The organism is Flavobacterium sp. Arc3 (assembly GCF_041431375.1).
Lineage (GTDB): Bacteria > Bacteroidota > Bacteroidia > Flavobacteriales > Flavobacteriaceae > Flavobacterium.
Map to the genome: position 1 here is coordinate 67,067 of NZ_JASMRI010000008.1, position 23,959 is coordinate 91,025.

Sequence of the window (23,959 nt, forward strand, 5' to 3'; positions counted from 1 at the left end):
AACAGATACATTTGTATGTATTAAAAAATCAAATATCAAATTGTATTTAATTTTAAATTGCACAGCACCTGATTATGAATAACGGAATCGCAACTGATTCATTTTGAAAATAAACAATGCTTTGCTAACTAGTGTTATGATCTAAGATTCATCTTTTGTTGTTCTAACTAAACTTATTCCAGATGTAAAGAATATTAGTCCTAATATTCCGTAGATTATCAAAGCTTTAATATCTTGATTACCGCCTGAAGTATTCATAAACAATACGGCAGCATAGATTAACGCTCCGATACCAAGAGCTGTAAGTAATGCCCCAAAGATTCTTTTAAGATTCATAATTTTATTTTTTAGATTTATAAATTTGATTATTTTGTTTTTTGACGATAAACATTGATTTATGAACTGAAAAGCCCAAAAGCATTAAGTATCCATATGATAGTCACAATTACAATTAATGAATTGAATATATTTTTTATTGTGGTATCCATAGGAACATAAGTATTGATCAGCCAAAGAACAGCTCCAATAACAATTAAAACTAACAATATGCTAATTAATGACATGATGATAACTTGTAATTATATTATAATCAAAGGTAACCCACTTATAGGCAGTATATTTTATACAATTTGAAGGAAAAGTTTCATCATTCACAGATTTTGTTGGATAAAATTAGAAGTTTTAAAAAAAAGCACGATTTGCCATTAGACATACGGTGCTTTTTTTAGTAATCTTAAATTTTTATTGTGGTTGTGTAACGGTATTCATTTCAAGTGTTACTGCAGTTTGTGCCATCATTCTTCCGTTAATGGAAGCTCCAGTTTTTAAATTGATACCAGTTTGGCTTAATATATTTCCTTCAAAATGGCTTGTTGTTCCTAGTGTCACTACACCAGCAGTTTGCCAAAAAATATTTTTAGCTTGTGCACCTCCAGCTAAAGTAATTCTCACTGCCGCACTCATACTAAGGTTTCCGGCAACCTGGAATATCCATACATCAGTTGGGCTACCAGAAATTGTAATGTCTTTTGGAATCAAAAGATCACTTGTCCAAGTATAAAGTCCTGGAGTAAGCGTTTTTCCTCCAATACTTCCGGCTCCTAAATTTAGAAAATCAGGATTAGAACGTCGCGCTGCATCCGTATAGGCAGTTTGCATGTCACCCACGGCAGTTGTTAGGCGCGTGGCATTTGTCACTCTAAATGGGAGTGGACCTGCGGCATCTACGGTGTATATTGTACCAGTCACTTCATAGCATTTTAATAGAATGGCAGCGCCTGTAATAGGACTTGCTCCCACATCTCCTGTAACGTCAGATTTATAAACATCAGTAATTCCTGTTTTAGAAAGAATTACGAAATTCTCAGCAAAGCCAAGATTTACACCTTTTAATTCTGAAATTGTTGACTCTGCAGCAAGGGATTGTTTGGCAGATGTCAAAGTAGTGGTTTCATAGGAAGAATTTGCTACCACAGGTTCTGCAGAATCCGTATCTGCACTGCAGCTTGATAGCACTCCAACCAATAGCATCGCTACAATTGGCATTACTTATAATAATTTCATGAATTTGGGTTTAAAATGTGAATTAATTATCACTAGCCAAATGTGATGATATTATTATCAAAGAAGTTATGTAAGCATGTTTAAACATTATACAATTCGCATAATTTGAGAAAATGTGCTTTTTTAGGTTAAGGTATAAAATAGCTAAGCCTCTCATTTGACAGGCTTAGCTATTTTATAATGTGTACTTTTAAGTTGTCGGATCTATAAATAACATCATTACATTCTAGCCATATACCAACTTAGTTCTTTTTCAATTCTTTCAAAATGAAAATAAGCAGTAATGTTTTTTTGAAGTCGTAAGAAAGAAGTTTCGCTTTTTACCACATAATCAAAAGCTTTGTGGTGCATACAACTAATGGCTACATCAATTTTATCTTGAGATGATAGCATTACCACTGGAATATCGGGATTAAACTCTTTAATTTTGTCTAAGGTTTCAATTCCGTTCATTGCAGTTTTATCAATTCCATCCAAATGATAATCAAGGATTATTACATCTGGTTTTTTGTCTAAATTTGCTAGACAAAGTTCCCCAGTTGCATACGTTTCCACAATAAAATCGGTATGTTGAATAAATTCGATTTCTAGTGACTTTAGAAAAACGGCATCGTCATCTACTAAAAATAGTTTTATTTTTTCTTCGTTTTTCATCAGTTTTTGTTTTTTATATTATTAAATTCTATTTCTAATTCTTCACAAGCTTGATTGCAAACCGTTGAAAGTTGCAAAACCAAGTCATTTATTTCTTCTTTTTGATCTCCTAAATTACCTGTGTAATTCTGTATTTTTTTAGCCATGTCTTCAAATTCTGAGTTAATACCCATTATGGAAAAGGAAGGAATCATTTTGTGGGCTGAGGCCCGAAGTAATTCCCAATCATTGCTTAACAAGCTTTCTTCCAGTACAGTGACCAATGGAAGTGTTTGTTTGATATATGCATCAATCATCTCCATCATCAATTTAGGATTAGATTTAGTGCGAGTCTCTAGATAGCTTAAATCAATATGTTTTTGAGTTTTGTGCACTATGATTTTTTTAATTTCTTTTTCTTTTTTAATAGATGACTTCCTAACAATACTTACAATTTTGCTATATAATAATCGTTCGTCAACAGGTTTTGCAATGTAATCATTCATTCCTACAGCCTTACATTTAGCTAGGTCTACCGTAGTAACATCAGCTGTTAAGGCAATAATAGGAATATCAGAATTCATTGTTTTTCTGATGTATTCTGTCGCCTCAAATCCATTCATTTCAGGCATTTGAAGATCCATTAAAATTATATCATAAGAATTATTTTGAAGTTTATCAACCGCTATTTTTCCGTTTTCGGCAATATCACGTTCGAATCCAAAATCATCCAAAAGTGTTTTCATTAATAATTGATTCAACGCAATGTCCTCAACTACTAAAACTTTAATGTTTTTTTTCTGCTTGTCTACTTCAAGTATTTCGGTTTCGATTTCTGCATCAGCCGTTGTCTTTTGGAAATTCAATCTAAAACTAAAAGTAGTTCCTTCACCAACTTTACTAATCACATTAATACTACCTCCTTGAGGTTCCACTAATTGTTTAACAATTGCAAGCCCTAGTCCAGTTCCACCATAGATTCTAGACGTCCCGCTTGAAGCTTGTTGAAAGTTATCAAATATAGATGCTATTTTTTCTTCTGGAATTCCAATACCGGTATCGGTGACTGCAAACTCAATCGTAACATTTTCTAAATCTTCGTCAATTAAACGTACGTTAACCGTAATTTTTCCTGTAGATGTAAACTTGACGGCATTACTAACTAGATTTAAAATAATTTGATGTAATCGAATCGGGTCTCCCACTATGACTGCCGGTATGTTAGGGTCGTATTCTTTAACTAATTTTAGATTTTTCTCTTGAATTTTTGTTTCGAATAAATGAAGCATTGATGAAATGGACGACTTCACTTTAAAAGGTATTTTTTCAAAGGACATCTTCCCAGCATCTACTTTTGCTAAATCCAGAATGTCATTTATAAGTACAATAAGCGCATCACCACTCATTTTAATAGCATCGAGGTATTCTTTTTGTTTGGCAGTCAAATCAGTTTTCAGTACAACCTTTGTGAAGCCTATAATGGCATTCATCGGCGTACGTATTTCGTGACTCATATTGGATAAAAATTGCTGTTTTGCTTTTACGGCATTTTCAGCAATTAAAGCTGCATTTTCAGCATTTCGTTTTTCTTCTTCAGCAATTCCTGTGGCAAGTTCAGCAAAGACTTTAGCCTCTATCAGTTCCGTTTCAATCCTTTTTTGGTCTGTGATATCTCTTGCAACAACAACAGCACCAAGTACATTCCCTTGATCATCTTTATAAACTGATCCATTGAATAAGACGTCTGTCAGTTTACCGTTTTTATGACGAAGTGTAAGCGGAGAGTCAGCAACAGATCCTTTTGCAAATACTTCCTGATATACTTCTCTCGCCATTTGCGGCTCTGTGAAATAATCAAAGAAATCAGAACCGGTAAGAAGCTCTCGCTCCATACCTGTAATTTTGATAGTTGCTTCGTTCATATCGGTGATTTTTCCTTCGATACTAATAGTAACCAATGGATCAAGACTTGCCTCAATAAGGCTTAACGAATAATTAGAGCTTAATTTTTGGGCTGTCACATCTCTTGCGGCAGCAAATACGCCTAGTACTTCTCCTTTATCATCTTTATAGACGGACGCATTGTATAATACATCTGTTAATTTCCCATTTAAATGTTTTATCGTCAAAGCGTAATCAGAAACAAAACTTTGTTCAAAAACTTGAATATAAGCTTGTCTCGCTTTTTCAGGCTCTGTAAAGTAAAGCGAAAAATCTGTTCCTATTAAATTTTCACGTTGAATACCGGTGACCGCTATTAATGCATGATTTACATCGGTGATCTGCCCTTCGGCATTAATAGTAACTAGAGGGTCAAGACTTGCTTCGAGTATACTTCGTGTATACAAAGCTGCTTGCTTTTGTTTTGTTACATCACGGGCAACTATTACAACTCCTAATACGTTTCCTACATCATTTTTATAAACAGATCCATTAAATAACACATCGGTTAATTTTCCGTCTTTGTGACAAAGGGTAAGAGGAGAGTCAATTACAAAACCTTTTGAAAATACTTCCTCATATACTTCACGTGCCATATCAGGATGTGTGAAATAATTAAAGAAATCAGATCCTATCAACTCTTCGCGTTTAATACCAGTGATTTTAACTGTTGCTTCATTCATATCGGTAATCTTACCATCAATATTGATCGTGATTAGCGGGTCTAGACTTGCCTCGATAAGACTAAGGGAATAATTAGAAAGTAATTTTTGTGAGGCAGTAAATAGTTCTAATTCGTCATTTCTGACTTTTAAACTTTTAACAATAATAAAGACAAGTGTAAAAATAACAAAAATCAAAATCAAGAGTAAGAAGAATAGTATTTCCGAATATTGAATACTATTTTCATTTTCTGTTTTTCTTAATTTAAGAGCATTGTATTCTTCAACATTAATTTTAGAAATGATATTCTTAATTACATCAGTAATAACTTTACCATCCTTTAGAATAGCAACCTTTTCATTTTCATCCAATAACTCATATGGTCTGTCATCTATAATTTTTTGTAATAAGACCAATTTTTTGGAGGTCATGATTTTTAAAGAATCTACCTGAATGTTTTGGTGTGTGTTGTCGCGGGTTAGCTCTGACAAAACCGAAAGATTTTTGTTCATTGCTTTTACAGCATTATTGAACGTATCTAAGTAAATGTCGTTTTCAGAGATAATATAGCCTCTTACTCCAGTCTCGATATCAAGAATGTCTAAAAGAACATTATCGTTTTTGCGTAATATCTCCTGAGCATGTTCTGCAGAATCGCTGCTTGACTTTACTTTTAGGTTATTGAAATAGAAAACACCTAAAACAGTAGTCAATATAATCGCTACTAGGATATAATAAAGTTGAAATCTTTTTTCTGAAATTAATTTCATGATGGTATTAAAACTTAATTGAGATTACTTTGATTTTTAATACCAACTTCCTCAAGAGGAGATCGTCTTTTATCTTTCAAATTTTTAAAGTGAGAAGGGGAGAGACCTGTTACTTTTTTAAATTGACTTGATAAATGCGCTACACTACTATATCCCATTTTCCAGGCAATTTCAGTGATATTGTGTTCACCATATATAATCAGTTCCTTCACCCGTTCTGTTTTATGAGAAATGATAAAATGCTCAATCGTGGTTCCTTGCACTTCAGAGAATAGGTTGGATAAATAAGTATAATCGTGATTCAGCTTTTCACTTAAATAAATAGAGAAATTTACTTTAATAACTTCATCTGAATGGTGAACCATTTGGATAATTACATTTTTAATTTTTTCGATCAGCATAGATTTTTTATCATCCATTAGCTCAAATCCAGCACTAAGTAACCCTGCTTTAAGAAGTTCTCTCTGCGCCATAGAAATGTTTTCCATGACATCTACTTCCCCTAAATCAACAAGAATAAAATGCAATCCAAGTTTTTTTAATTCCTCTTTAACTGCTAGTTTACAGCGATTGCTGACCATGTATTTGATATATAGCTTCAAATTATTTATTTTTTAACTGATTGTGTAAAATTTGCATTTTTTTCGCAGAAAAGAATTACATAATTTATAGATTAGTTGTATAATTTACAGATTATTTCGACTTTTTTGCAGCAAAAATAGGTAATAATTAGAGATAGTGGCTAGCTATTTTTAAATTAAGATTTCCGTATCTATTTCTGGTGTTAATGTGATTTTTTCGATTAGCTAGCGTTAGGTGTTAAAATTTAAAGATTTAAAACAGCAAAATACAAAAGCCGTTAGCAGTATTAAATTAATACAGCTAACGGCTTTTTTCATTCTTTTGTACTTTATAATTTAAGCTTTAACAATCATTTTTCCAGTGTTAGAACCTTCAAATAAACCGAGTAATGCAGTTGGTAATTGATCAAACCCATCTACAACTGTCTGTGTGAATTTTAATTTTCCTTCTTGAACCCAACTTGATAATTGCTTCATTCCTTCAGGAAATCTATCTTGGTAATTACTTACTATAAACCCTTGCATTAAAACACTTCTTGTTAGTAACATAGGTTGTAGTCTAGGGCCCATGGGTGTTTCTTCGCTATTGTATAAGGATATCTGTCCGCATAATGCAATACGGGCATGAAAATTAATGGCACTAATTACAGCATCAGAAATCTCTCCACCTACATTATCAAAATAGACATCGACACCTTTTGGGCAGGCCTCTTTTACTGATTTGTAAATATCTTTGGTAGTCTTATAATTAATTACTTGGTCAAAGCCAAAGTCTTCAATTAATGTTTTTGCTTTTTCATCTGTACCTGCAATCCCTACCACGTGGCAGCCTTGTAATTTAGCAATTTGTCCTACAACCATTCCTACGGCTCCGGCTGCACCGGACACAACAACAGTTTCACCTGCTTTTGGTTTACATATATCCATTAGTCCAAAATAAGCCGTTAAACCAGTCATACCTAAAATACTTAAGTAATAACTCAGCTCGGGTACATTGGTATCTACTTTTTGTAGGACATCATCTTTTGATACAAACGTTTCTTTCCACGGAAATCTTCCTACTACGGTATCACCAACTTTAAAATTATCTGATTTACTTTCTACAATCGTAGCAACAACACCGCCGTCGAGAGGTTCGTTAATCTTAAAGGGTTCCACATAAGATTTGGCATCATTCATTCGGCCACGCATATAGGGGTCGACCGAGTAATACAGTCCTTTTAACAGCACTTCCCCTGGCTGTAACTGATCTAATGTGGTATTTTCAAGTTTGAAATTCTTTAGCGTGGGTGCGCCAGAAGGTCGTGATTGTAATATAATTTGCTTTGTAGTCATAATTCTTTTATTTTAATTGTTAAACAGATATTAAAAGCACTTATTTTTAAAACAAAATAATCATTTCCCTATTTTAAAAATAAGTGCTTCTTTATACATCTATATAGTTTTAGCTTACTCTAATTAGTTTTTTGTTTACAAACTCATGAATTCCTTGTTCAGATAATTCACGTCCGTAACCTGAACCTTTAGTTCCTCCAAAGGGCAAGTCTGGTTGTGTTCCTGTGGGTTGATTGATGAAAACCATTCCGCTTTCGATCAAATCAGCTAATCGTATGGCTCGTTTTATGTCTTTTGTAAAGATAGATCCCCCTAAGCCAAAAGGCGAGTCATTTGCAAGGTCTATAGCTTCTTGTTCATTTTCGACTTTGTAAAAAGAGGCTACGGGACCAAATAATTCTTCCTGAAAAGTAGGTACTCCACGTTTTAGATTAGTTAAAATGGTAGGTTGCATAAAAGCACCGGTTTCAAAGGCCCTTTTACCGCCTACTAGAACTTTGGCACCTGCTTTTTCAAATCGTTTCACCTGATCTAATATATTGACTAAAGCTTCTTCGCTACTTAGCGGTCCAACCTCTGTATTTGGATCCATAGGATCGCCTACTTTAAGTGAGGCAACTTTTTTGGCAAACTTTTCTAAAAACTCGTCAGCTATAGCTGCTACGGCAATAAATCTTTTTGAAGCTACACAACTCTGTCCGGTATTGCTAAATCTTCCTGCAATAGCCATTTCAACAACGGTATCTATATCAGCATCTTCAAGAATTATAAACGGATCGCTACCACCTAATTCAAGGACTGATTTTTTTAAATGTTTACCTGCAGCTTCTGCAATACTAGAACCTGCACCTTCACTACCCGTTAGCGATACTCCTTTGATTCTTTCATCGCTAACTAAAGCTGTACTTCGTTTACCTGAAATCAATAAATTAGTGTATAATCCTTCTGGCGCTTTTGCTTCTTTAAATAATTCTTCAATTGCAATACCGCATTGAGGCACTATTGATGCATGTTTTAATAAAATGGTATTCCCTACCATGATATTTGGCGCAGCAAATCGTATGATCTGATAAAAGGGAAAGTTCCAAGGCATAACACCAAAGAGAACACCTATAGGGCTACTGCGAACAAACGCTTCGCCAGATTCAGGGTTTAATTTTTTATCGGCAAGAAATGCAGCACCATTATTAGCGTAGTAATCCAATATGTCTGCACTTAGATCAACTTCCCATTCCGCTTGTGCTTTTATTTTTCCCATTTCAAGGGTGATTAAGTCGGCTAAATCGCTTTTTCCTTTACGCATCAGATCGGCTACTTTATGCAACACTTTTGCTCGTTCGTGATAAGAAGTTTTCTTCCATTCTTGAAAAAAGTCATTAGACTTTTCGATTGCGGCTTCAACTTGTTCGTCAGTCATTTCATCGAATGATTTTACTACTTTGTTTGTGGTGGGGTTTGTTGTTTGAATAGACATAAATTTATTTTTAATTAATTTTAAATAGATTTAATCTTGCTTTTTAGGGTGTTAAAATGAGTGGAAATAGATACTGTGATTTCAGATATTTAGAACTACAGTATCTATTTCGACATTTTTTAAACAACTTTTATGCAGATTAAAGTTTGTTTTATAAAATTAATAAGAAACCCAATCGATTTGTCGCAACTAAATGTTAAAAGAATAAGACAGTACTACTAATTAATTCATAAATTTTAACACGTAAGTATTTATTGTATGTATTTTAAGGCAGTAATGAGTGTATGGTTCTATTTATCAGTTAATTGGTTCTTATCTTATATTCAGTTATTATGTTAAAACGATAAAAATAGGGAAGGACAATTAAACTTAGTAAGAGGATTATTTGTTTCATTATAATTGCTTTTCTATGAAATTTTAGAAATCAATAGTATTGCCACGATATTTTTTTTCCAATGATTTATTTGTAACCGATAGATCCAGTGGTATGTATTTATTCTCAGAGATGCTTTCTAGAATTACAGCAACATTTGAAGTATTATGTAATTTCATTTCTAAAATGATAATGTACCGTGTCTTAATTAAAATACTAAAATAAAAAAATTAAAGCCAACATAAAATATTTATGTTGGCTTCAAAAAGTAAAATTTGTTTTTTATTGAGATTAAATTTCGATATAAATTACTTTCAGACTATATCGAGCAACTTAAAAGTTGACTGAGTACTTTCTGATTATTTAACGGCTATTAAATCTACTAATTCAATTACAGGATCTTTAGAAAGTAATGTTCCTGCGTTTGCCATTAAAGCTTCTGCAATTTTACCTGCAAGATGCGCTTTTCTACCTTCTTCAGTTTCAAAAGTATCAAAAATCCCAAAGGTTGATGGCCCTATTTGTAATCCGTACCAATTTACAGTGTCTGGCTCGTCCAGTACTAATGGTAAAGCACTTTTTAAAAATGCAGCAACTTCGTCTTCTTTTCCTACTTTAGCTTCTAATCGTGCTAATAAAGCATATTTTTCCATGATGATAAATTTTATTTAAGTAATAAAAGTAGTGCTATTAGTTTTTAGGTTTGTATAGTTTAACTATTGTTCAACCTAAAATTTAACAGTATAGTACTTTTAGCAGAATCAGAAATCATAACAATAAAGGGAAACGCTGGAAGGCTGGCTCTTATAGACGCCTCACCAGATTTAGGGTTTACGTTTTTATCGGCAAGAAAGACCTCAGCTTTATCGACTTAGTAATCTAATATATAATAACGTAGATTGCCATCTTATTCCGCTTAGGCTAAAAATTTCCCGATTTCAAGGTTGATTAGCTCGATGAACTAACTTTTTCTTTTTGCGTAAAATATCGGCTACTTTATGCAATACTTTTGCTCGATCATCATAAGAAGTTTTGTTCTATCCTTTAAAAAAGCCATTAGACTTTTCGATTGTGGCTTGAACTTGTTCGTCAGTCATTTCATCGAAGGGTTTTAATATTTTGTTCGTAGTAGGGTTTGTTATTTGAATAGACATTAATTCTGGTGGTGTTAAAATAAGTAGAAACAGATACTGTGATTTGAGATAATTAATAAATGTGTTGATACTGTATGTCATTTTCTTAGGTATGTGCTAACCTTTGATACTATGTTAAAACGACAGGGATAGGGAAGGAGTGTCGACCGTATTACTAGCTTTGAACTGAAAACAAAAAATCCAAATAGAAAATGAAATTAAGTCATTTTCTATTTGGATTACTGTTGAAAAGCAAATCATATAAAGTTATTCTGTATCGGTATCTGTATTTCTGAATAATTTTCTTTCGAAAGTATCAGACCAATCCATTGACTTTATTGCTGACACTTGACTTTGATCGTTCATGTAAACACGAAGTTCTTTATTGGCCACCGCCTTTGTATAGAGTGCTTTATAACGAAAAATAGTTGTTCTAGTTTCGTTGTCTTTATAGATTTGCATTAATTTAAGGTCTTTAAAATCACCATATCGCTGTCTAAATTTAGCACATGTTTTTGATAGCTTTTCCTCTGTAATATTGTCGATTACAGATCTTGTTGCTTCACTTTTATTAAAAGGCTTAAACTTAGAAGTGTTACAAGTCATTAAAATTCGTTTGCCTAACTGATAGGCTTTAGTCTTTAGATTAGCGTCAACTTCGGTGGTGGTTAATCGCACGAATGTTACTACTTCTGGTATTGCCTCAGTTGTTGTATCCGGTTTTTTTGACTTACATCCAATAAGTACAATTAAACTGAACAGTAGGATAATTTTTTTCATTTTCAAGATGTTATTTTTAGTAATAAGTTAGGGTCAGGGCAATTGTTTAGATAAAAATCCAAATCACTTTTTGTGCAAACACCAGGGTAATCACCAGAATTAGCCCCTATGTTATCTATAATCTGAAAATGTAAATGCGGTGAGTAATCGCCGTTTACCGCTGCATCTCCCAAAAGGCCTATTTGTTGTCCTTTTTTATAAACTGTGCCAACTGCAAGGTTATCAAGACTATCTAACGACAAATGTCCGTATAAAGTATAAAATGTTTGATTTTCGATATGGTGTTCTAAAATGATAGTTGGACCATAATCACCAAAACCAGCATTGAAATTGAAACTATGAATTTTACCCTCAAGCGCTGCTAAGATAGGAGTTCCCGCTTTTATCCATAGATCTAGGCCAATGTGCATATTTCTTTCCTCTGTCTCAATATCTTTAAAAATAGTACTTCGCTTATAAAGATTCCTTTCTTCATTATACCCTCCATACGCCACTTTTGAATTGTTTGAAGTCAGATAATTTTCTATATATTTTTCAAAATCAGCTGAATCAGCCATCGATTGCTCACGTAGATTGTAATTTAAAACAGATAAATCCAAAGCGACATATTGATTTAAAGTAATAGAATCAGCGATTACTTTGACGTTTTGGGCATTTCTTAAAACGGTTTCTAAACTTGTCATTTTTTGCTATTTTGTGTTTCTAATTTCAATAATATAAAAAAAGCCAACTGAACTAATTCAGATTGGCTTTATTATTTTTAATTTTAAAAAACGAGATTATTTTTTAACTTCAACTTTTGCAGTACCTCCAGAAACGTTTACGTTGGTTTTGTTTTCTCCGTTTTTAGTACTTACATCAACACCGTCCGTACCTACACTTATAGAAGTTCCATCTTGTTTTTCTTCTACTACAGGAGCTTCTGTAGTAACTTCAATGGTTTGATTAGTTGTGGTTGCTGGAGCTACTTCAGGAGTTTCTTCTTTTTCTTTACAAGAAACGATTGCCATAACAGACAATACGCCTATGAACATTGATATTTTTTTCATTTTTTTATATTTTAGTTTGTAACTAATTAGTCGACAAGATACTGTTTTTATTATTACTGAAACAGTTCCAATTACGATTCAGTTAAATATTCCCAGTACTTTATTTTTTTAATATAAGTTTGGATACTTTGCAGGGTTTACCTCATTCATCATTGCATATACTTTTTCGTAAATATCTTCCGCAGAAGGTTTAGAGAAATAGTCACCATCAGTTCCATATGAAGGTCTGTGTGCTTTTGAAGTTAAGGTTTGTGGCTTGCTGTCTAAATAGTTATAGCCATCTTGTTGGTCAATAATTTGTTGTAAAATATAAGCAGATGCACCTCCTGGAACATCTTCATCAATTACTAACAAACGATTTGTTTTAGCAATACTTTTTACAAGATCATGATTAATGTCAAATGGAAGCAACGATTGTAAATCTATAATTTCACAGTCAATACCTACTTCAAGTAGTTCTTGTGCGGCTTGTTCCACTAATCTTAATGTGGAACCATAAGAAACTAATGTAATATCAGAACCTTCTTTCATCGTTTCAACCACACCAATAGGAGTCTTAAACTCACCATAATTAAGCGGTTTTTTCTCTTTTAAGCGGTATCCGTTTAAACATTCGATTACTAAAGCTGGTTCATCACATTCCAATAGTGAATTGTAAAAACCTGCTGCTTTTGTCATATCTCTTGGAACTAACACGTGAATTCCTCTAATGGCGTTGATAATCATTCCCATAGGTGAACCAGAATGCCAAATTCCTTCCAGACGATGACCTCTTGTACGGATGATTAGTGGCGCTTTTTGTTTCCCTACTGTTCTGTATTGTAGGGTGGCTAAATCATCACTCATGATTTGGATCGCGTACAATAGATAATCTAGATACTGAATTTCGGCAATAGGGCGCAGACCTCTTAAGGCCATTCCTATACCTTGTCCTATGATGGTAGCTTCTCGTATTCCAACATCGGCAACACGGAGCGCACCATATTTTTCTTGCATTCCTTCTAAGCCTTGATTAACGTCACCAATTGCTCCTGCATCTTCTCCAAAGATTAGTGCTTCTGGGTATTTTGTGAAAATAGCATCAAAATTATCACGTAAAATCATTCTGCCATCTGTATCTTCATTTGAATCTTCAGCATACTGTGGTAAAACTTCTTTTGCGGAAAATACATTTAAGGCAGAATCAGAATGTAAATGACTACTGAATTTTTTTTGATTTATCTTAGTATACGAAGTGATCCAGTTTGATAGCTCCTCTTGTCCGTTCTCATTAAGTACAAGACGCAAAGATTTACGTGCTGCAACAAGAATTTCTTTTCTTATCGGGTCTTTTACACTTTTTAAGCTGGAAGCATATTTTAGAATACCTTCTTTATTATTACTTGAATTTGCAATTTTTTGCAATAATAAAATCAACTCTTTTTGTTCTTCAACAATAGGCTCAATAAAAGAACTCCATGCGGCTTTTTTACCTGCTAGAACTTCTTTCTTAGCGTTTGCATCTATCTCGGCTAACTCTTCAGTAGAGGCAATATTAATTGCAATCATCCATAATTTCATCTGTCTGATGCAGTCAAAATCTCTTTCCCACGCTAGACGGTCTCCATCTTTGTATCTTTCATGTGATCCAGAGGTAGAATGTCCTTGAGGTTGCGTTAGCTCACTTACATGTATTAGTACGGGAACATGCTGTTCTCGCGAAATCGCTGATGCTTTCTCATAGGTAGCAATAAGATCAGTATAATCCCATCCTTTTACTCTCAGAATTTCGTACCCTTTTTCAGTCTCGTTTCTTTGATATCCTTTTAAAATTTCTGAAATGTTCTCTTTAGTAGTCTGATGTTTTGCATGAACAGAAATACCATATTCATCATCCCAAACGCTTATTATCATAGGTACTTGTAAAACACCTGCAGCATTAATGGTTTCAAAAAACAATCCTTCAGAAGTACTTGCATTTCCAATGGTTCCCCAAGCCACTTCATTTCCTTCATTTGAGAAATTTGCTTTGTTGGGTATTCCTTTAACTTGTCTGTATATTTTTGATGCCTGTGCAAGTCCTAATAATCTAGGCATTTGTCCTGCTGTAGGAGAAATGTCAGCACTGGAGTTTTTTTGTTTTGTTAAGTCTTTCCATGAACCGTCGTCATTTAAACTGTGTGTAACAAAATGACCGCCCATTTGTCTACCGGCAGACATTGGCTCTTCTTCTAAATTTGTATTACCATATAGTCCGGCAAAGAATTGTTCAACAGTCATTTGACCTATGGCCATCATAAAAGTTTGGTCACGATAATATCCGGAACGGAAATCACCATTTTTGAAAAATTTAGCCATTGCTAATTGGGGCACTTCCTTTCCATCACCAAAAATTCCGAATTTTGCCTTTCCGGTCAACACCTCTCTACGTCCTAATAGACTACATTCCCTACTTATCATAGCGATTCTATAGTCGTTCAACACTTCGGTTTTAAAGTCTTCGAATGTCAATGTAGTATTGGTTTTTTCTTTTATCATAGTTGGAAAGTATCACTTTATGAGACAAATTTACTTAAAATCTATCGATTTTCATAATACAGTGAAAGAAATATAATTTAATTATTATCAATTAAATCACTATAAACATATGTATAATTTAGATATTCGGAATTTAATTGCTTTTTATTGTATAATAATATAATGAAAAAGTATTAAAACTTTCGATTAAAACCATTTTCGATTAAATAAATTGATTAAAATTTTAGGAGATAATGTAATTACAAAACGAATTTTCTCACTGTATTTGTCTTGGCCTATTTCCCAACCGTTAGAAGAATAGACGGGTAGGTACATTTCAAAGTAATCGGGAACAAGATTTAATCGGATGCCGTTATCATATACAAATCTCTCCCTTTGGTATCTGTTTTTTAATATTCCGGCATCACCATAGACTTCAATCCAATTCCACAACGTATAACTCGCATTGACAGTAGTCATCCATTGATTGGCGTATGGCGTATTGAGTTTTGATTTAAAACCACCCTCAGCTACAATTAATTGTTGGCTAAAAAAACCACTGCTTTCAGATCTCCCATAGTAGCCATAATCAAACAAATAATCGGTCGGTCGGTCTAGAGCAAAACTAAAGAAATCAGAATTGGTTTTGTTGTATAGAAAACTACCTGCATAAACACGCAAATTGATCTGACGATTATTCTCAAATAGTTGTCTGTATTCCAGTTCTGCAGCAATTTTCCCAAACTTAGCCGCTAATTGTAGGTCAGTCGAAAAGCTAAAATGATGAGTTACCTCAGTTGTTGTATTGAAGTACTTGGCATTAAACACAGAATAATTTTCTGTAGAATTGTCAATTATAAGGTCACTCTTTTCTCTGCTCACCATCACTTGGCGTAATACGATTAGCTGTTTTTTGTTGTCTCTAATATCATCTTCCCTGATTTTTAACTGAACCATCGGATTGATTTTTAAATAAGCAGCATCTGGTGCATAATGGAAATAAGCACCGGAAAGTGAATAACGCACATTGTAAAGAGCACTGTTTCTATAGTTTTGATTGACCACCATAAAACCCGAACCAGAAAATGTTTTTGCATTTGTTGAATAGGCTGGATTTACGTCAAAGGTAAAAGGCTTGTCTAAAATCGTTTTGTTATGCAGGCGCATTCCAGGAGAGAGGCCATCATATAAATTGTAGGTGAGGGTAGGGACATATAAAACCTGATTGTAATACGGATCCTCAAGATCCTTCATAAACACAAATTTTACGGGACGGTTATTTGGAAAAAAAGACTTTAGGGATTTCCAGTTGTTTCTTAAATTGTATTCAGGAACTTCGTTCTTATAGTTCAAAACAATTTTATCGGCACCTTTTCTTTCAACAGTAAATACACTGTCGGATATTTGTGGGTCCAACCATTTTTTAAACACAATTTGGCCTTTATAAACTCCATATACTGGCACAGGAACAATCACTCCTGTTTTATTTTTAAGGGTAAACGAAATACTGTCTTTGGATTTTTCTACGTTAGCAAATTTAAAATCAATGATTTCCCTAGAATCTATAATGGTTTTAAAGAACCAATTAATATTTTTACTTGAATTTTCTTTTAAAATGGCTTCAAAATCATTTCTGGATACCTGCTTCTCTTTGTTTTCAGCATAGAACTGGCGGATACTGTTACTTACCACGGCATTACCAAGATAATTATCTAGATATCTAAAGCTTAATCCGGCGCGATATTTACTGGCGATTTGCTCGTTGAATTTTATCAGAGAATTTTTTGGATCTCCCAGCGGTTGATCCAGATTTTTTCTGGCCATCAACATATAGAAATAGCTGTACTGCTCATTAAAATCTAAATTAGTCAAATTGTAACTTTTCAATAATAGAAAGGTAGAGGCGCTACCTAGCATTTTTGTGTCAGGGTAATTTTGTTCTATATATTTCATCATGACATAAACCTGAATCCCGTCATAGATCCAATTGTCTTTCCTATTGTCTAAATGCAAACTGTTTTTTAGATAAGCATTCAAGTAGGTTTTTAGAAATTTAATCTCATAGGTAAATTCATCCGAAAATGGCCTGATAAAAGAGGGCAGTTGATTTAGACCATAGAACGGATTGCGTTCATAATCCGTTTGTGAAACAACAATTTTATCAAAAGGGTACTGCCCTATTAAATCATCTACATAATTAACAATACAATCAATCGCATAGGCTTGTTGTTTTAAGCTGACTTTATCCTCTTTTAAATTAGTCACTACTTCAAGGCCTTCAGTTTTATAGCTATAAAAACTGGATTTTGGTTCTATAAAAAGACTGAAATTAGTTCTGTTTTTTCCTGATAGTTTATAGATGGTATAACTTTCCTTTTGAATTCCCCCAGTACTGTCCAGATCAGTGGTCACTTCTAAACCTTTGGCTACTTTTAATTCGATATCAATATCAGATACCGCAGTGGCAATATCATCTAAATTAGCATTGCTGTATTTAATAAAAGTATGGTTTTCATAGCGGGCAGGAGCGAGGTACCACGTTTTTAGATTCATGCCACCTGTTGCATCGTAACCAAATTTAGTAAATACATCACTAGGAATCTTTGTCGTATAAGTAAGGCGCAATTTTATTTTTTCGTGCGGGGCGAGTTTTTCTCTCAATTTGACACTAATAATATCTGGATTTTCAGCCGTTCTTTGCCAGGAAAGGAATAATTTATTGGCATCAATAATCGTTATATTTTTAGTACTGCCTCGTTCTTCTTCTCTAGCCAGATGGAAACCGCGATAGAATTCATCCGAAAATCGTCTGGCCAAAGGAGTATTTACATCAGAGTAGGCATTATTCCAATCATTCAAAACCAGCGAAGTCAGCGTATCATTTGACTCATTAAAAAAAGTCAATTCCTGCTCGATATTCAATGTTTTATCATCAGCATTCACTTCCACAAACAGTTGAGAATGATGCTGGGCATATTGTTTTATTGAGGTCAATAAAACTAAGATACAAATCACTATTTTATAAAATGGTTTCAATGATCAATTCAACTGGTTAGTAGTGCACAATATACATTTATTTGGACACAAAAGGAATTATTTTTTTAAGAGAAGGCATAAAAAAAAGCTGTTCGTAAAAACAGCTTTCTTTATTAAAAATTGGGTTGCAAATTGTACTTTTTATAGAAAGTATCCAAGACATCAACCACTTCGTCTTCGGTATCAACAATTTTTATCAGATTCAAATCGTCGGGGCCTACGGTCTGTTCTCTTTCGATTAACATTTTCTTTACCCATTCTATTAATCCGGACCAAAACTCAGTTCCTACCAGTATGATAGGGAATCTCGCGATCTTTTTTGTCTGTATCAAAGTCATTGCTTCAAATAGTTCATCCAAAGTCCCAAATCCACCAGGCATAACCACAAATCCTTGAGAATATTTCACAAACATTACTTTTCTAACAAAGAAATAATCAAAATTCAGGTTTTTATCGCCATCAATGTACGGATTGAAATGCTGCTCAAACGGCAATACAATGTTCAAGCCTACTGAAGTTCCTCCGCCCAGATGCGCCCCTTTGTTACCTGCTTCCATTATCCCTGGACCGCCACCAGTAATTACACCGTAACCGGCTTTACTGATTTTGTAAGCTATTTTTTCTGCAAGTAAATAATACGGGTCTTCTGGTTTTTTTCGTGCCGAACCAAAAATGGATACACATGGACCAATACGTCCCATATTTTCATAACCGTTTACAAACTCGGCCATGATTTTAAAAATCGCCCAGCTATCATTAGTCCGGATCTCATTCCAGTTTTTCTGTTTTAAGCGGTCTTGGATTATTTTATCCTCATCATTGTCAAAATCTTCTAATCTCATATTCGTATTGTATTATTAACTATTATTTTCAGGAGCCTTATCCAGCTATCCGCTATATTCCCGATAACAAAAACTACGGCCAATGCCTTGTTTTTCTAATTCGGGAGATACCGCTTCTATCTGGGCTAGGAATCCAAGATACTAAAGTAACTCTTTTTTCAAAAGCGGCACGGTATAGTTTAATTATTTTTAAAAGCTTCTTTCTTTTTTGAATTGCTGTATCGACAGGAACTTAAATGGGACAGCCTTTTTATAAATAAGAAAAACCTTAGATTCGTTAATGTAAAGTTCAAAAAGAGGTGTATATTTGATGTTGTATACAAGTTAGCGGTAATTTAATGAAAGAAAGCGATAAAATAGAAATAAACGATGAAATTTGGACTGATATAAATTATCAACTAGGTAATTATTTGCTTAAAGAAGCATTCTCTAATCCAAATCTCAATCACAAGCTTGAAAATTCTGAAATTGTTTATCATTACGTAACTTTAGAGAGCTTTTTATCAATAGTAGAAAGTCAATCTTTATATTTCACAAACCTTTATTATCTAAATGATAGAAAAGAATATAATCACGGAGTGGAAATAATATTAGATACTCTTAAACACCAAGCTTATAATGAAACTTCTGAATCAAAATTAAAAATCTTAAACTACATTGAGAAAAATTTAGAATCAAATAATAAATCATCTAGATATGTTGCTTGTTTTTCAAAAAATGGAGATTTATTAAGTCAATGGAGAGCATACGGTAATCAAGGAAAAGGAATTTCTATTGGATTTAAAAAGAGTAATTTAGAATATTTTGATGGTGTATCTTTAAATTGTATGAATATTGAATACCGAGAAGAATTTCAAAAAAAAATTATAAATGAAATTATAAAAATTATAATCGCATACTTTGAAAACATAAAAGTCTCAATCGATTGGGAAGGTTATAATTATGAACTTTTAGTATCAAAATCAATTATAACATTTATTGAAGATTTCATTTCAAATTTTAAAGACCCTAGCTTTGACGAAGAAAAAGAATTTCGTCTTGAATATAAAATTGACGGAAATATTAATAAAAATGACAACAGTAAACTTCTTTTTCGTAGTAATGGTAGTTTAATTATTCCTTTTTATAAAATTGAATATGTTAACAGAAACGATAAACTTTCAATAGAATCAGAATATAAAAAATTGCCAATCGAAAAAATTATTATTGGGCCCTCTTTAGATTACGAATTAAATAAAAACTCAATAGAAAGTTTTCTATTAAAATTTGGCTATGAAAATATTGAAATAATCCAATCAAAAATACCTTATCGAATATAAACTGGTGCTAACAGCCGTTTGGCGGGATTGCGAATTTTGTGGTAAATTCACGTTTACGTTTCGCAATAAATTTTATCTTTAACAGAAAATATAAGGTTACGAAGTTCGCAACCTCGCCAAGCGGCAAACCGTCAGGCTGTGAAAAAACCTGCTTTTCCCTTAATTTCACAAATAATACATACTCATAAACGGCAATATAGTCGTTCTACTGCTAGCTATTTTTTAGGCAGCAAATTGTCGCTCATTTTTAATAATGGCTTTATAAACCCTAAAATAGTTCGTTATACAGACAAAACAAGCTTTTGCTTTGTAGGGGGAGTTCCATTTTTTGAGTTTGGCAATTAAATCAGCCACGCCCAGTATATTGACCGAGCGTTTTATGTTGTATACCAGCATAATTACACTGTGTTCCCCATTTACTTTTTCGAGTCCCGTTAAATTAGTGTGATTATAACCCCATTGTCTTTTTATAGTACCGAATATATGTTCGTTTATCTCTTGTCGTGTTCGGTATAACTGTGGGTTTTCCTGATAGCGTTTGTTGTTTTCTTCAACGCCTTGCGCGTACTCGCTCCGATCGATTTCTCTTCCTGCTGGTCTAGCGGTACAAAGGTGTTTTACGGGACATTCCCTGCAGGCTGGGGTTCGGTATTTTTTAAATTGATACCCGCTTTGTTCTGTGCGCCCACTTTATTTATGCCATCTTCCTGTGGTTTTTAAAGTTTCTCCTTGGGGACAAGTATAGCTGTCGTTTGCTGCATTGTATTTAAATTTGGCTACCAAATAATCTGGTTGCGTTACGCTTTCTTTGCTTGTTCCTGGCGTAGGATGGGCTACAATGGTGGTGATGTTATTATTTATGCATTGGGTAATTTCCCTTCCATTATGATAGCCTTTATCCACCAAAACGGTGAAAGTATCTACGCCTAAATTTTCTTTTGCTTCCAAAGCGATAGCCCCTAAGGCGTTAAGATCGTTGCGGTTTATGGTGTGAGTAGCTACAACTAAGTTATGCTTATTATCCACTGCTGCCTGGATATTATAGCTTATCTCAACTACTACTCCTTGAACTAAAAGTGCTCTAGCATCTTGATCCGTGGTACTTATTTGAGGTTGTCCACTCCCTTTTAGTTTTTCTTCTAGAAATTCATAGCGTAACTTATTCTTTTTTAATCGCTCTATTTTTTCTGCAATCTTACTTACTGTAATGCTATTTTCCTGTAGATCATTTTGGGCCAATTCGGCTAGATATTCTTGGGTTCGCTCTTCAATATACATTAAATGTCTCTCAATTTTCTTTTGATTGAAGTTTGCTTTCTTACTGTTATGCGCTCTACTTTTTGCGCCATCAATAGCGATGGTTTCACATCCAATCAAGTCAGCATCTTTAAGAAAAGAAACAAAGAGTTTGAACAGATTCTTTAATCCCGATGGATTCTGCTTTCTAAAGTCGGATATGCTATGGTAGTTGGGTATGATTGCGCATAAAAGCCATTGCAATTCGATATTGCGAGCGCACTCCTTTTCTAGCTTTCTGGAGCTCCGCAGCCCATTTAGATAACCATACAAATAGATTTTAAGAAAGATTCTAGTATCAAAGCTCGGGCGACCTTCCCCTTTAATGGTTTGAACAGAAAAACCTAAAGTTTGTAATGACAATGCTTCGACAAAAGCATCGATAAAACGAACGGGGTTTTCCGGTAAAATAGTGTCTTCTAAACTAGAAAAAACCATCTGATTGCGAGAAATTCCTGTGATGTGTTGCATCATTAAATATACAACTTTTCTTGCTTTAATATTCGAAATATACATTATATTTGAAAGAACATAACGGCGGTTTTTTCACAGACTGACGTTAGGCGATATTTTGTCGCAGAGTCGGAGAATTCAATGATCTAGAGAAATTGAGTTTTTCAATTTTAGAAAGAAAAATTAATGTATTTTTGATATTTATATAGGACTTAAAATGGAATTAACTGACGTATTTGTAACTGAAGGTCTGCCTGGACTGACTTTTGTAGAACCACCAAACTATCATCAAATTTTAATAGATGTAAAAAAGAAAGGCAAGCCTGTTGTAATAGAAGGTCAAGCTGGAACTGGTAAGACTACAACAATTTTAAAAATTATAGAAGACATACAAGAAGATATTTCTTTTACATATTTATCTGCTAGAAAAAGAGATGATGTTGTAACTATTGTAAAACTGATTAATGACCCAAAACCGGGAAATTATGTTATTGATGATTTCCATAGACTGGTAATTAATTTTAAAGTATCACTCTCCAATATTGCAAAAATTGCCGCTGATGAAGGTATTGATTCAAAATATCCAAAACTTGTTATAATTGGAATAAATCAAACAGGATATGAATTACTAAATTTAGCACCAGATATTGCTAAAAGATGTGGCATTTTCAAAATAAAACCGGGAACAGAAGCAGTTACTGCTAAAATTATTGCTCGTGGAGAACACCTTTTAAATGTTAAATTTTTTAGACCCAAAATAATATTTAATGAGGCTAAAGGAGATTATTGGTTAACACAACTAATATGTCAAACTATTTGTCTTGAAAATCAAATTTATAAAACTCAAGAGGAAACAAAAATTCTAACATCTAATATAAAAGATATTAGAAAATCCATTATTGAAAGACTTGAAAATGCCTTTCATACTATTGTTAAGGAGTTTTGTAGAGGAAAAAGGTTTAGACCAAGTAACAACTCGTATATAAAATTTCTACAATCAGTTAGCAAAACAAGTACTTTCCCTGTTGATTTAAACGAACTGGCTGCTAATGCAGAAGAAGCTAATAAAATTGCAATAAATAGTATTAAAGAACATCGTCTTAACATTCATATTACTGAAAAAAAGTTATTAAATTCAAATTTTTATTATTCGCCAGAAACAAAACTTTTCAATATTGAAGATCCTGCTCTTCAATATTATATAAAACATATTGACTGGAAAAATTTATATAAAGAATGTGGGTTTAATAAATCTCAAAATAATTATACTTTTGACATTGCTATTTCTTTTGCCGGAGAACATAGAGAATTAGCCGCTCAAATCGCACACACTTTGCGATTACTTGACTACGAAGTATTTTACGACAGGTTATATGAAGCTAATTATTTAGGAAGTTCATGGAGCAAAGAATTTGAAAGGATTTTCGCAAATGAATCAAAATTTATAATTTGCTTACTGGATGAAAATCATCGCTCTAAAATTTGGCCCACTTTTGAACGTGAATGTTTTTCCGAAAAAGTGCAAACTAATGAAGTAATTCCAATATTTTTAGACAACACTAAATTTGTAGGTATTCCTCAAGATTTAATTGGAATTAAATTTAATTATTCCCCAGATGAAAAAGATTTGACGAAAAGAATAAGAGAAGAAATAATATACAAGATAGTTGCAAGGGTTCAATAAAAAAACATCGCCTAACAGCTAGAGTTTCGTTGGGTGCGTAGCACCAACAATGAAGCTCGTGTTGAACGAAACCGCTTCCACTTCCGCAATACTATGCACTTATCGTAAAGGTTTTAGAGAGATATTCAAGAGGCCATAGCGCCTCTTTTTTTGGAGTAGTTTATAACATGGTTTTCGAGTGTTTTCCTTCACTTTTGAGCATAAATGCCCTTACCCTTAAAATGAACTTTCGTAGTCCCGATAGCTATCGGGAGAGTCTTGGCTAGTGCCAAGATTCCAAGCCGGAAGATCTTGTTGGTATTTAGTTTGATTTATCAAAACAAAGTACGAATCGAAAATAATTATGAAATATACAGACGACGACAAGCCATTGTGGAACACCCATATGGTGTTATCAAAAGACAATGGGGCTTTTATTATATTATAACTAAGAAAACCATTAAACACGCCTCTGCCCATGTGGGACTGATCTTTACGGCTTACAATCTGTGTAGAATTTTTAATTTAATTGACCCAAATCAACTAAAACAGTATCTAA

Annotated in this window: 20 protein-coding genes and 1 pseudogene; 2 read left to right on the forward strand and 19 right to left on the reverse strand. The window is 33.5% G+C overall.

Annotated elements, in window-relative coordinates; genetic code table 11:
- Positions 1 to 141 precede the first annotated feature (141 nt).
- From QO200_RS07500 to QO200_RS07580, 17 genes are all read right to left on the reverse strand, one after another.
- Positions 142 to 336, reverse strand: coding sequence for a hypothetical protein (locus QO200_RS07500; RefSeq protein WP_074724241.1), 195 nt, complete (start codon positions 334 to 336; stop codon positions 142 to 144).
- A gap of 59 nt (positions 337 to 395) precedes the next feature.
- Positions 396 to 563, reverse strand: coding sequence for a Thivi_2564 family membrane protein (locus QO200_RS07505; protein WP_371538372.1), 168 nt, complete (start codon positions 561 to 563; stop codon positions 396 to 398).
- A gap of 178 nt (positions 564 to 741) precedes the next feature.
- Entirely contained in the window at positions 742 to 1,545 is an 804-nt protein-coding gene (locus QO200_RS07510) for an ice-binding protein (protein ID WP_371538374.1), read from the reverse strand.
- Positions 1,546 to 1,782: 237 nt separating this feature from the next.
- On the reverse strand, positions 1,783 to 2,217 hold the full coding sequence (locus QO200_RS07515; protein WP_371538376.1) for a response regulator: 435 nt from the start codon (positions 2,215 to 2,217) through the stop codon (positions 1,783 to 1,785).
- Positions 2,217 to 5,570 (reverse strand): PAS domain S-box protein, encoded by a 3,354-nt coding sequence (locus QO200_RS07520; RefSeq protein WP_371538378.1) that lies wholly within the window; start codon positions 5,568 to 5,570, stop codon positions 2,217 to 2,219. The genes QO200_RS07515 and QO200_RS07520 overlap by 1 nt, the downstream gene beginning before the upstream one ends.
- A 14-nt stretch (positions 5,571 to 5,584) precedes the next feature.
- Positions 5,585 to 6,151: a helix-turn-helix domain-containing protein gene (locus QO200_RS07525; protein ID WP_371538514.1), complete on the reverse strand. Its 567-nt coding sequence runs from the start codon at positions 6,149 to 6,151 to the stop codon at positions 5,585 to 5,587.
- Positions 6,152 to 6,487: 336 nt separating this feature from the next.
- Entirely contained in the window at positions 6,488 to 7,486 is a 999-nt protein-coding gene (locus QO200_RS07530) for an NADP-dependent oxidoreductase (RefSeq protein WP_371538380.1), read from the reverse strand.
- Positions 7,487 to 7,595: 109 nt separating this feature from the next.
- Complete coding sequence (locus tag QO200_RS07535) at positions 7,596 to 8,960, reverse strand: NAD-dependent succinate-semialdehyde dehydrogenase (RefSeq protein WP_371538382.1); 1,365 nt, start codon at positions 8,958 to 8,960, stop codon at positions 7,596 to 7,598.
- Between the two features lie 417 nt (positions 8,961 to 9,377).
- Positions 9,378 to 9,512, reverse strand: coding sequence for a hypothetical protein (locus tag QO200_RS07540; RefSeq protein ID WP_371538384.1), 135 nt, complete (start codon positions 9,510 to 9,512; stop codon positions 9,378 to 9,380).
- A 180-nt stretch (positions 9,513 to 9,692) separates the two neighbouring features.
- Positions 9,693 to 9,986 (reverse strand): putative quinol monooxygenase, encoded by a 294-nt coding sequence (locus QO200_RS07545; protein ID WP_371538386.1) that lies wholly within the window; start codon positions 9,984 to 9,986, stop codon positions 9,693 to 9,695.
- A 384-nt stretch (positions 9,987 to 10,370) separates the two neighbouring features.
- Positions 10,371 to 10,568: a hypothetical protein gene (locus tag QO200_RS07550; RefSeq protein ID WP_371538388.1), complete on the reverse strand. Its 198-nt coding sequence runs from the start codon at positions 10,566 to 10,568 to the stop codon at positions 10,371 to 10,373.
- Between the two features lie 165 nt (positions 10,569 to 10,733).
- Positions 10,734 to 11,246 carry a hypothetical protein gene (locus QO200_RS07555; RefSeq protein ID WP_371538390.1) on the reverse strand — a complete coding sequence of 171 codons (513 nt, stop codon included), beginning with the start codon at positions 11,244 to 11,246 and terminating at the stop codon, positions 10,734 to 10,736.
- Positions 11,247 to 11,248: 2 nt separating this feature from the next.
- A complete protein-coding gene (locus QO200_RS07560) occupies positions 11,249 to 11,929 on the reverse strand; it encodes a peptidoglycan DD-metalloendopeptidase family protein (RefSeq protein WP_371538392.1) in 681 nt (226 codons plus the stop codon).
- 96 nt (positions 11,930 to 12,025) lie between these two features.
- Entirely contained in the window at positions 12,026 to 12,295 is a 270-nt protein-coding gene (locus QO200_RS07565; RefSeq protein ID WP_371538394.1) for a hypothetical protein, read from the reverse strand.
- Between the two features lie 108 nt (positions 12,296 to 12,403).
- Positions 12,404 to 14,812 (reverse strand): thiamine pyrophosphate-dependent enzyme, encoded by a 2,409-nt coding sequence (locus QO200_RS07570; protein ID WP_371538396.1) that lies wholly within the window; start codon positions 14,810 to 14,812, stop codon positions 12,404 to 12,406.
- A 186-nt stretch (positions 14,813 to 14,998) separates the two neighbouring features.
- Entirely contained in the window at positions 14,999 to 17,746 is a 2,748-nt protein-coding gene (locus QO200_RS07575; RefSeq protein ID WP_371538516.1) for an aminopeptidase, read from the reverse strand.
- Positions 17,747 to 17,940: 194 nt separating this feature from the next.
- Positions 17,941 to 18,669, reverse strand: a complete 729-nt coding sequence (locus QO200_RS07580; protein WP_371538398.1) for a TIGR00730 family Rossman fold protein — start codon at positions 18,667 to 18,669, stop codon at positions 17,941 to 17,943.
- 338 nt (positions 18,670 to 19,007) lie between these two features.
- Here QO200_RS07580 and QO200_RS07585 point away from each other — a divergent pair, with 338 nt between their 5' ends.
- Positions 19,008 to 19,988, forward strand: a complete 981-nt coding sequence (locus QO200_RS07585) for a DUF2971 domain-containing protein (protein WP_371538400.1) — start codon at positions 19,008 to 19,010, stop codon at positions 19,986 to 19,988.
- Between the two features lie 222 nt (positions 19,989 to 20,210).
- On the opposite strand, the pseudogene QO200_RS07590 reads toward QO200_RS07585, so the two are convergent.
- Positions 20,211 to 20,651, reverse strand: a pseudogene (locus QO200_RS07590) (transposase); the annotation flags it as partial.
- A gap of 27 nt (positions 20,652 to 20,678) precedes the next feature.
- Positions 20,679 to 21,800 (reverse strand): transposase, encoded by a 1,122-nt coding sequence (locus tag QO200_RS07595; protein ID WP_371538402.1) that lies wholly within the window; start codon positions 21,798 to 21,800, stop codon positions 20,679 to 20,681.
- A gap of 154 nt (positions 21,801 to 21,954) precedes the next feature.
- On the opposite strand from QO200_RS07595, the gene QO200_RS07600 reads away from it, so the two are divergent.
- On the forward strand, positions 21,955 to 23,421 hold the full coding sequence (locus QO200_RS07600) for a TIR domain-containing protein (protein ID WP_371538404.1): 1,467 nt from the start codon (positions 21,955 to 21,957) through the stop codon (positions 23,419 to 23,421).
- Positions 23,422 to 23,959 lie beyond the last annotated feature (538 nt).

Excerpts from the sequence above, each read along its gene's own strand:
- QO200_RS07500 (WP_074724241.1), bottom strand. The coding sequence starts at position 336 with ATGAATCTTAAAAGAATCTTTGGGGCATTACTTACAGCTCTTGGTATC.
- QO200_RS07505 (WP_371538372.1), bottom strand. The coding sequence starts at position 563 with ATGTCATTAATTAGCATATTGTTAGTTTTAATTGTTATTGGAGCTGTT.
- QO200_RS07510 (WP_371538374.1), bottom strand. The coding sequence starts at position 1,545 with ATGCCAATTGTAGCGATGCTATTGGTTGGAGTGCTATCAAGCTGCAGT.
- QO200_RS07515 (WP_371538376.1), bottom strand. The coding sequence starts at position 2,217 with ATGAAAAACGAAGAAAAAATAAAACTATTTTTAGTAGATGACGATGCC.
- QO200_RS07520 (WP_371538378.1), bottom strand. The coding sequence starts at position 5,570 with ATGAAATTAATTTCAGAAAAAAGATTTCAACTTTATTATATCCTAGTA.
- QO200_RS07525 (WP_371538514.1), bottom strand. The coding sequence starts at position 6,151 with ATGGTCAGCAATCGCTGTAAACTAGCAGTTAAAGAGGAATTAAAAAAA.
- QO200_RS07530 (WP_371538380.1), bottom strand. The coding sequence starts at position 7,486 with ATGACTACAAAGCAAATTATATTACAATCACGACCTTCTGGCGCACCC.
- QO200_RS07535 (WP_371538382.1), bottom strand. The coding sequence starts at position 8,960 with ATGTCTATTCAAACAACAAACCCCACCACAAACAAAGTAGTAAAATCA.
- QO200_RS07540 (WP_371538384.1), bottom strand. The coding sequence starts at position 9,512 with ATGAAATTACATAATACTTCAAATGTTGCTGTAATTCTAGAAAGCATC.
- QO200_RS07545 (WP_371538386.1), bottom strand. The coding sequence starts at position 9,986 with ATGGAAAAATATGCTTTATTAGCACGATTAGAAGCTAAAGTAGGAAAA.
- QO200_RS07550 (WP_371538388.1), bottom strand. The coding sequence starts at position 10,568 with ATGACATACAGTATCAACACATTTATTAATTATCTCAAATCACAGTAT.
- QO200_RS07555 (WP_371538390.1), bottom strand. The coding sequence starts at position 11,246 with ATGAAAAAAATTATCCTACTGTTCAGTTTAATTGTACTTATTGGATGT.
- QO200_RS07560 (WP_371538392.1), bottom strand. The coding sequence starts at position 11,929 with ATGACAAGTTTAGAAACCGTTTTAAGAAATGCCCAAAACGTCAAAGTA.
- QO200_RS07565 (WP_371538394.1), bottom strand. The coding sequence starts at position 12,295 with ATGAAAAAAATATCAATGTTCATAGGCGTATTGTCTGTTATGGCAATC.
- QO200_RS07570 (WP_371538396.1), bottom strand. The coding sequence starts at position 14,812 with ATGATAAAAGAAAAAACCAATACTACATTGACATTCGAAGACTTTAAA.
- QO200_RS07580 (WP_371538398.1), bottom strand. The coding sequence starts at position 18,669 with ATGAGATTAGAAGATTTTGACAATGATGAGGATAAAATAATCCAAGAC.
- QO200_RS07585 (WP_371538400.1), top strand. The coding sequence starts at position 19,008 with ATGAAAGAAAGCGATAAAATAGAAATAAACGATGAAATTTGGACTGAT.
- QO200_RS07595 (WP_371538402.1), bottom strand. The coding sequence starts at position 21,800 with ATGTATATTTCGAATATTAAAGCAAGAAAAGTTGTATATTTAATGATG.
- QO200_RS07600 (WP_371538404.1), top strand. The coding sequence starts at position 21,955 with ATGGAATTAACTGACGTATTTGTAACTGAAGGTCTGCCTGGACTGACT.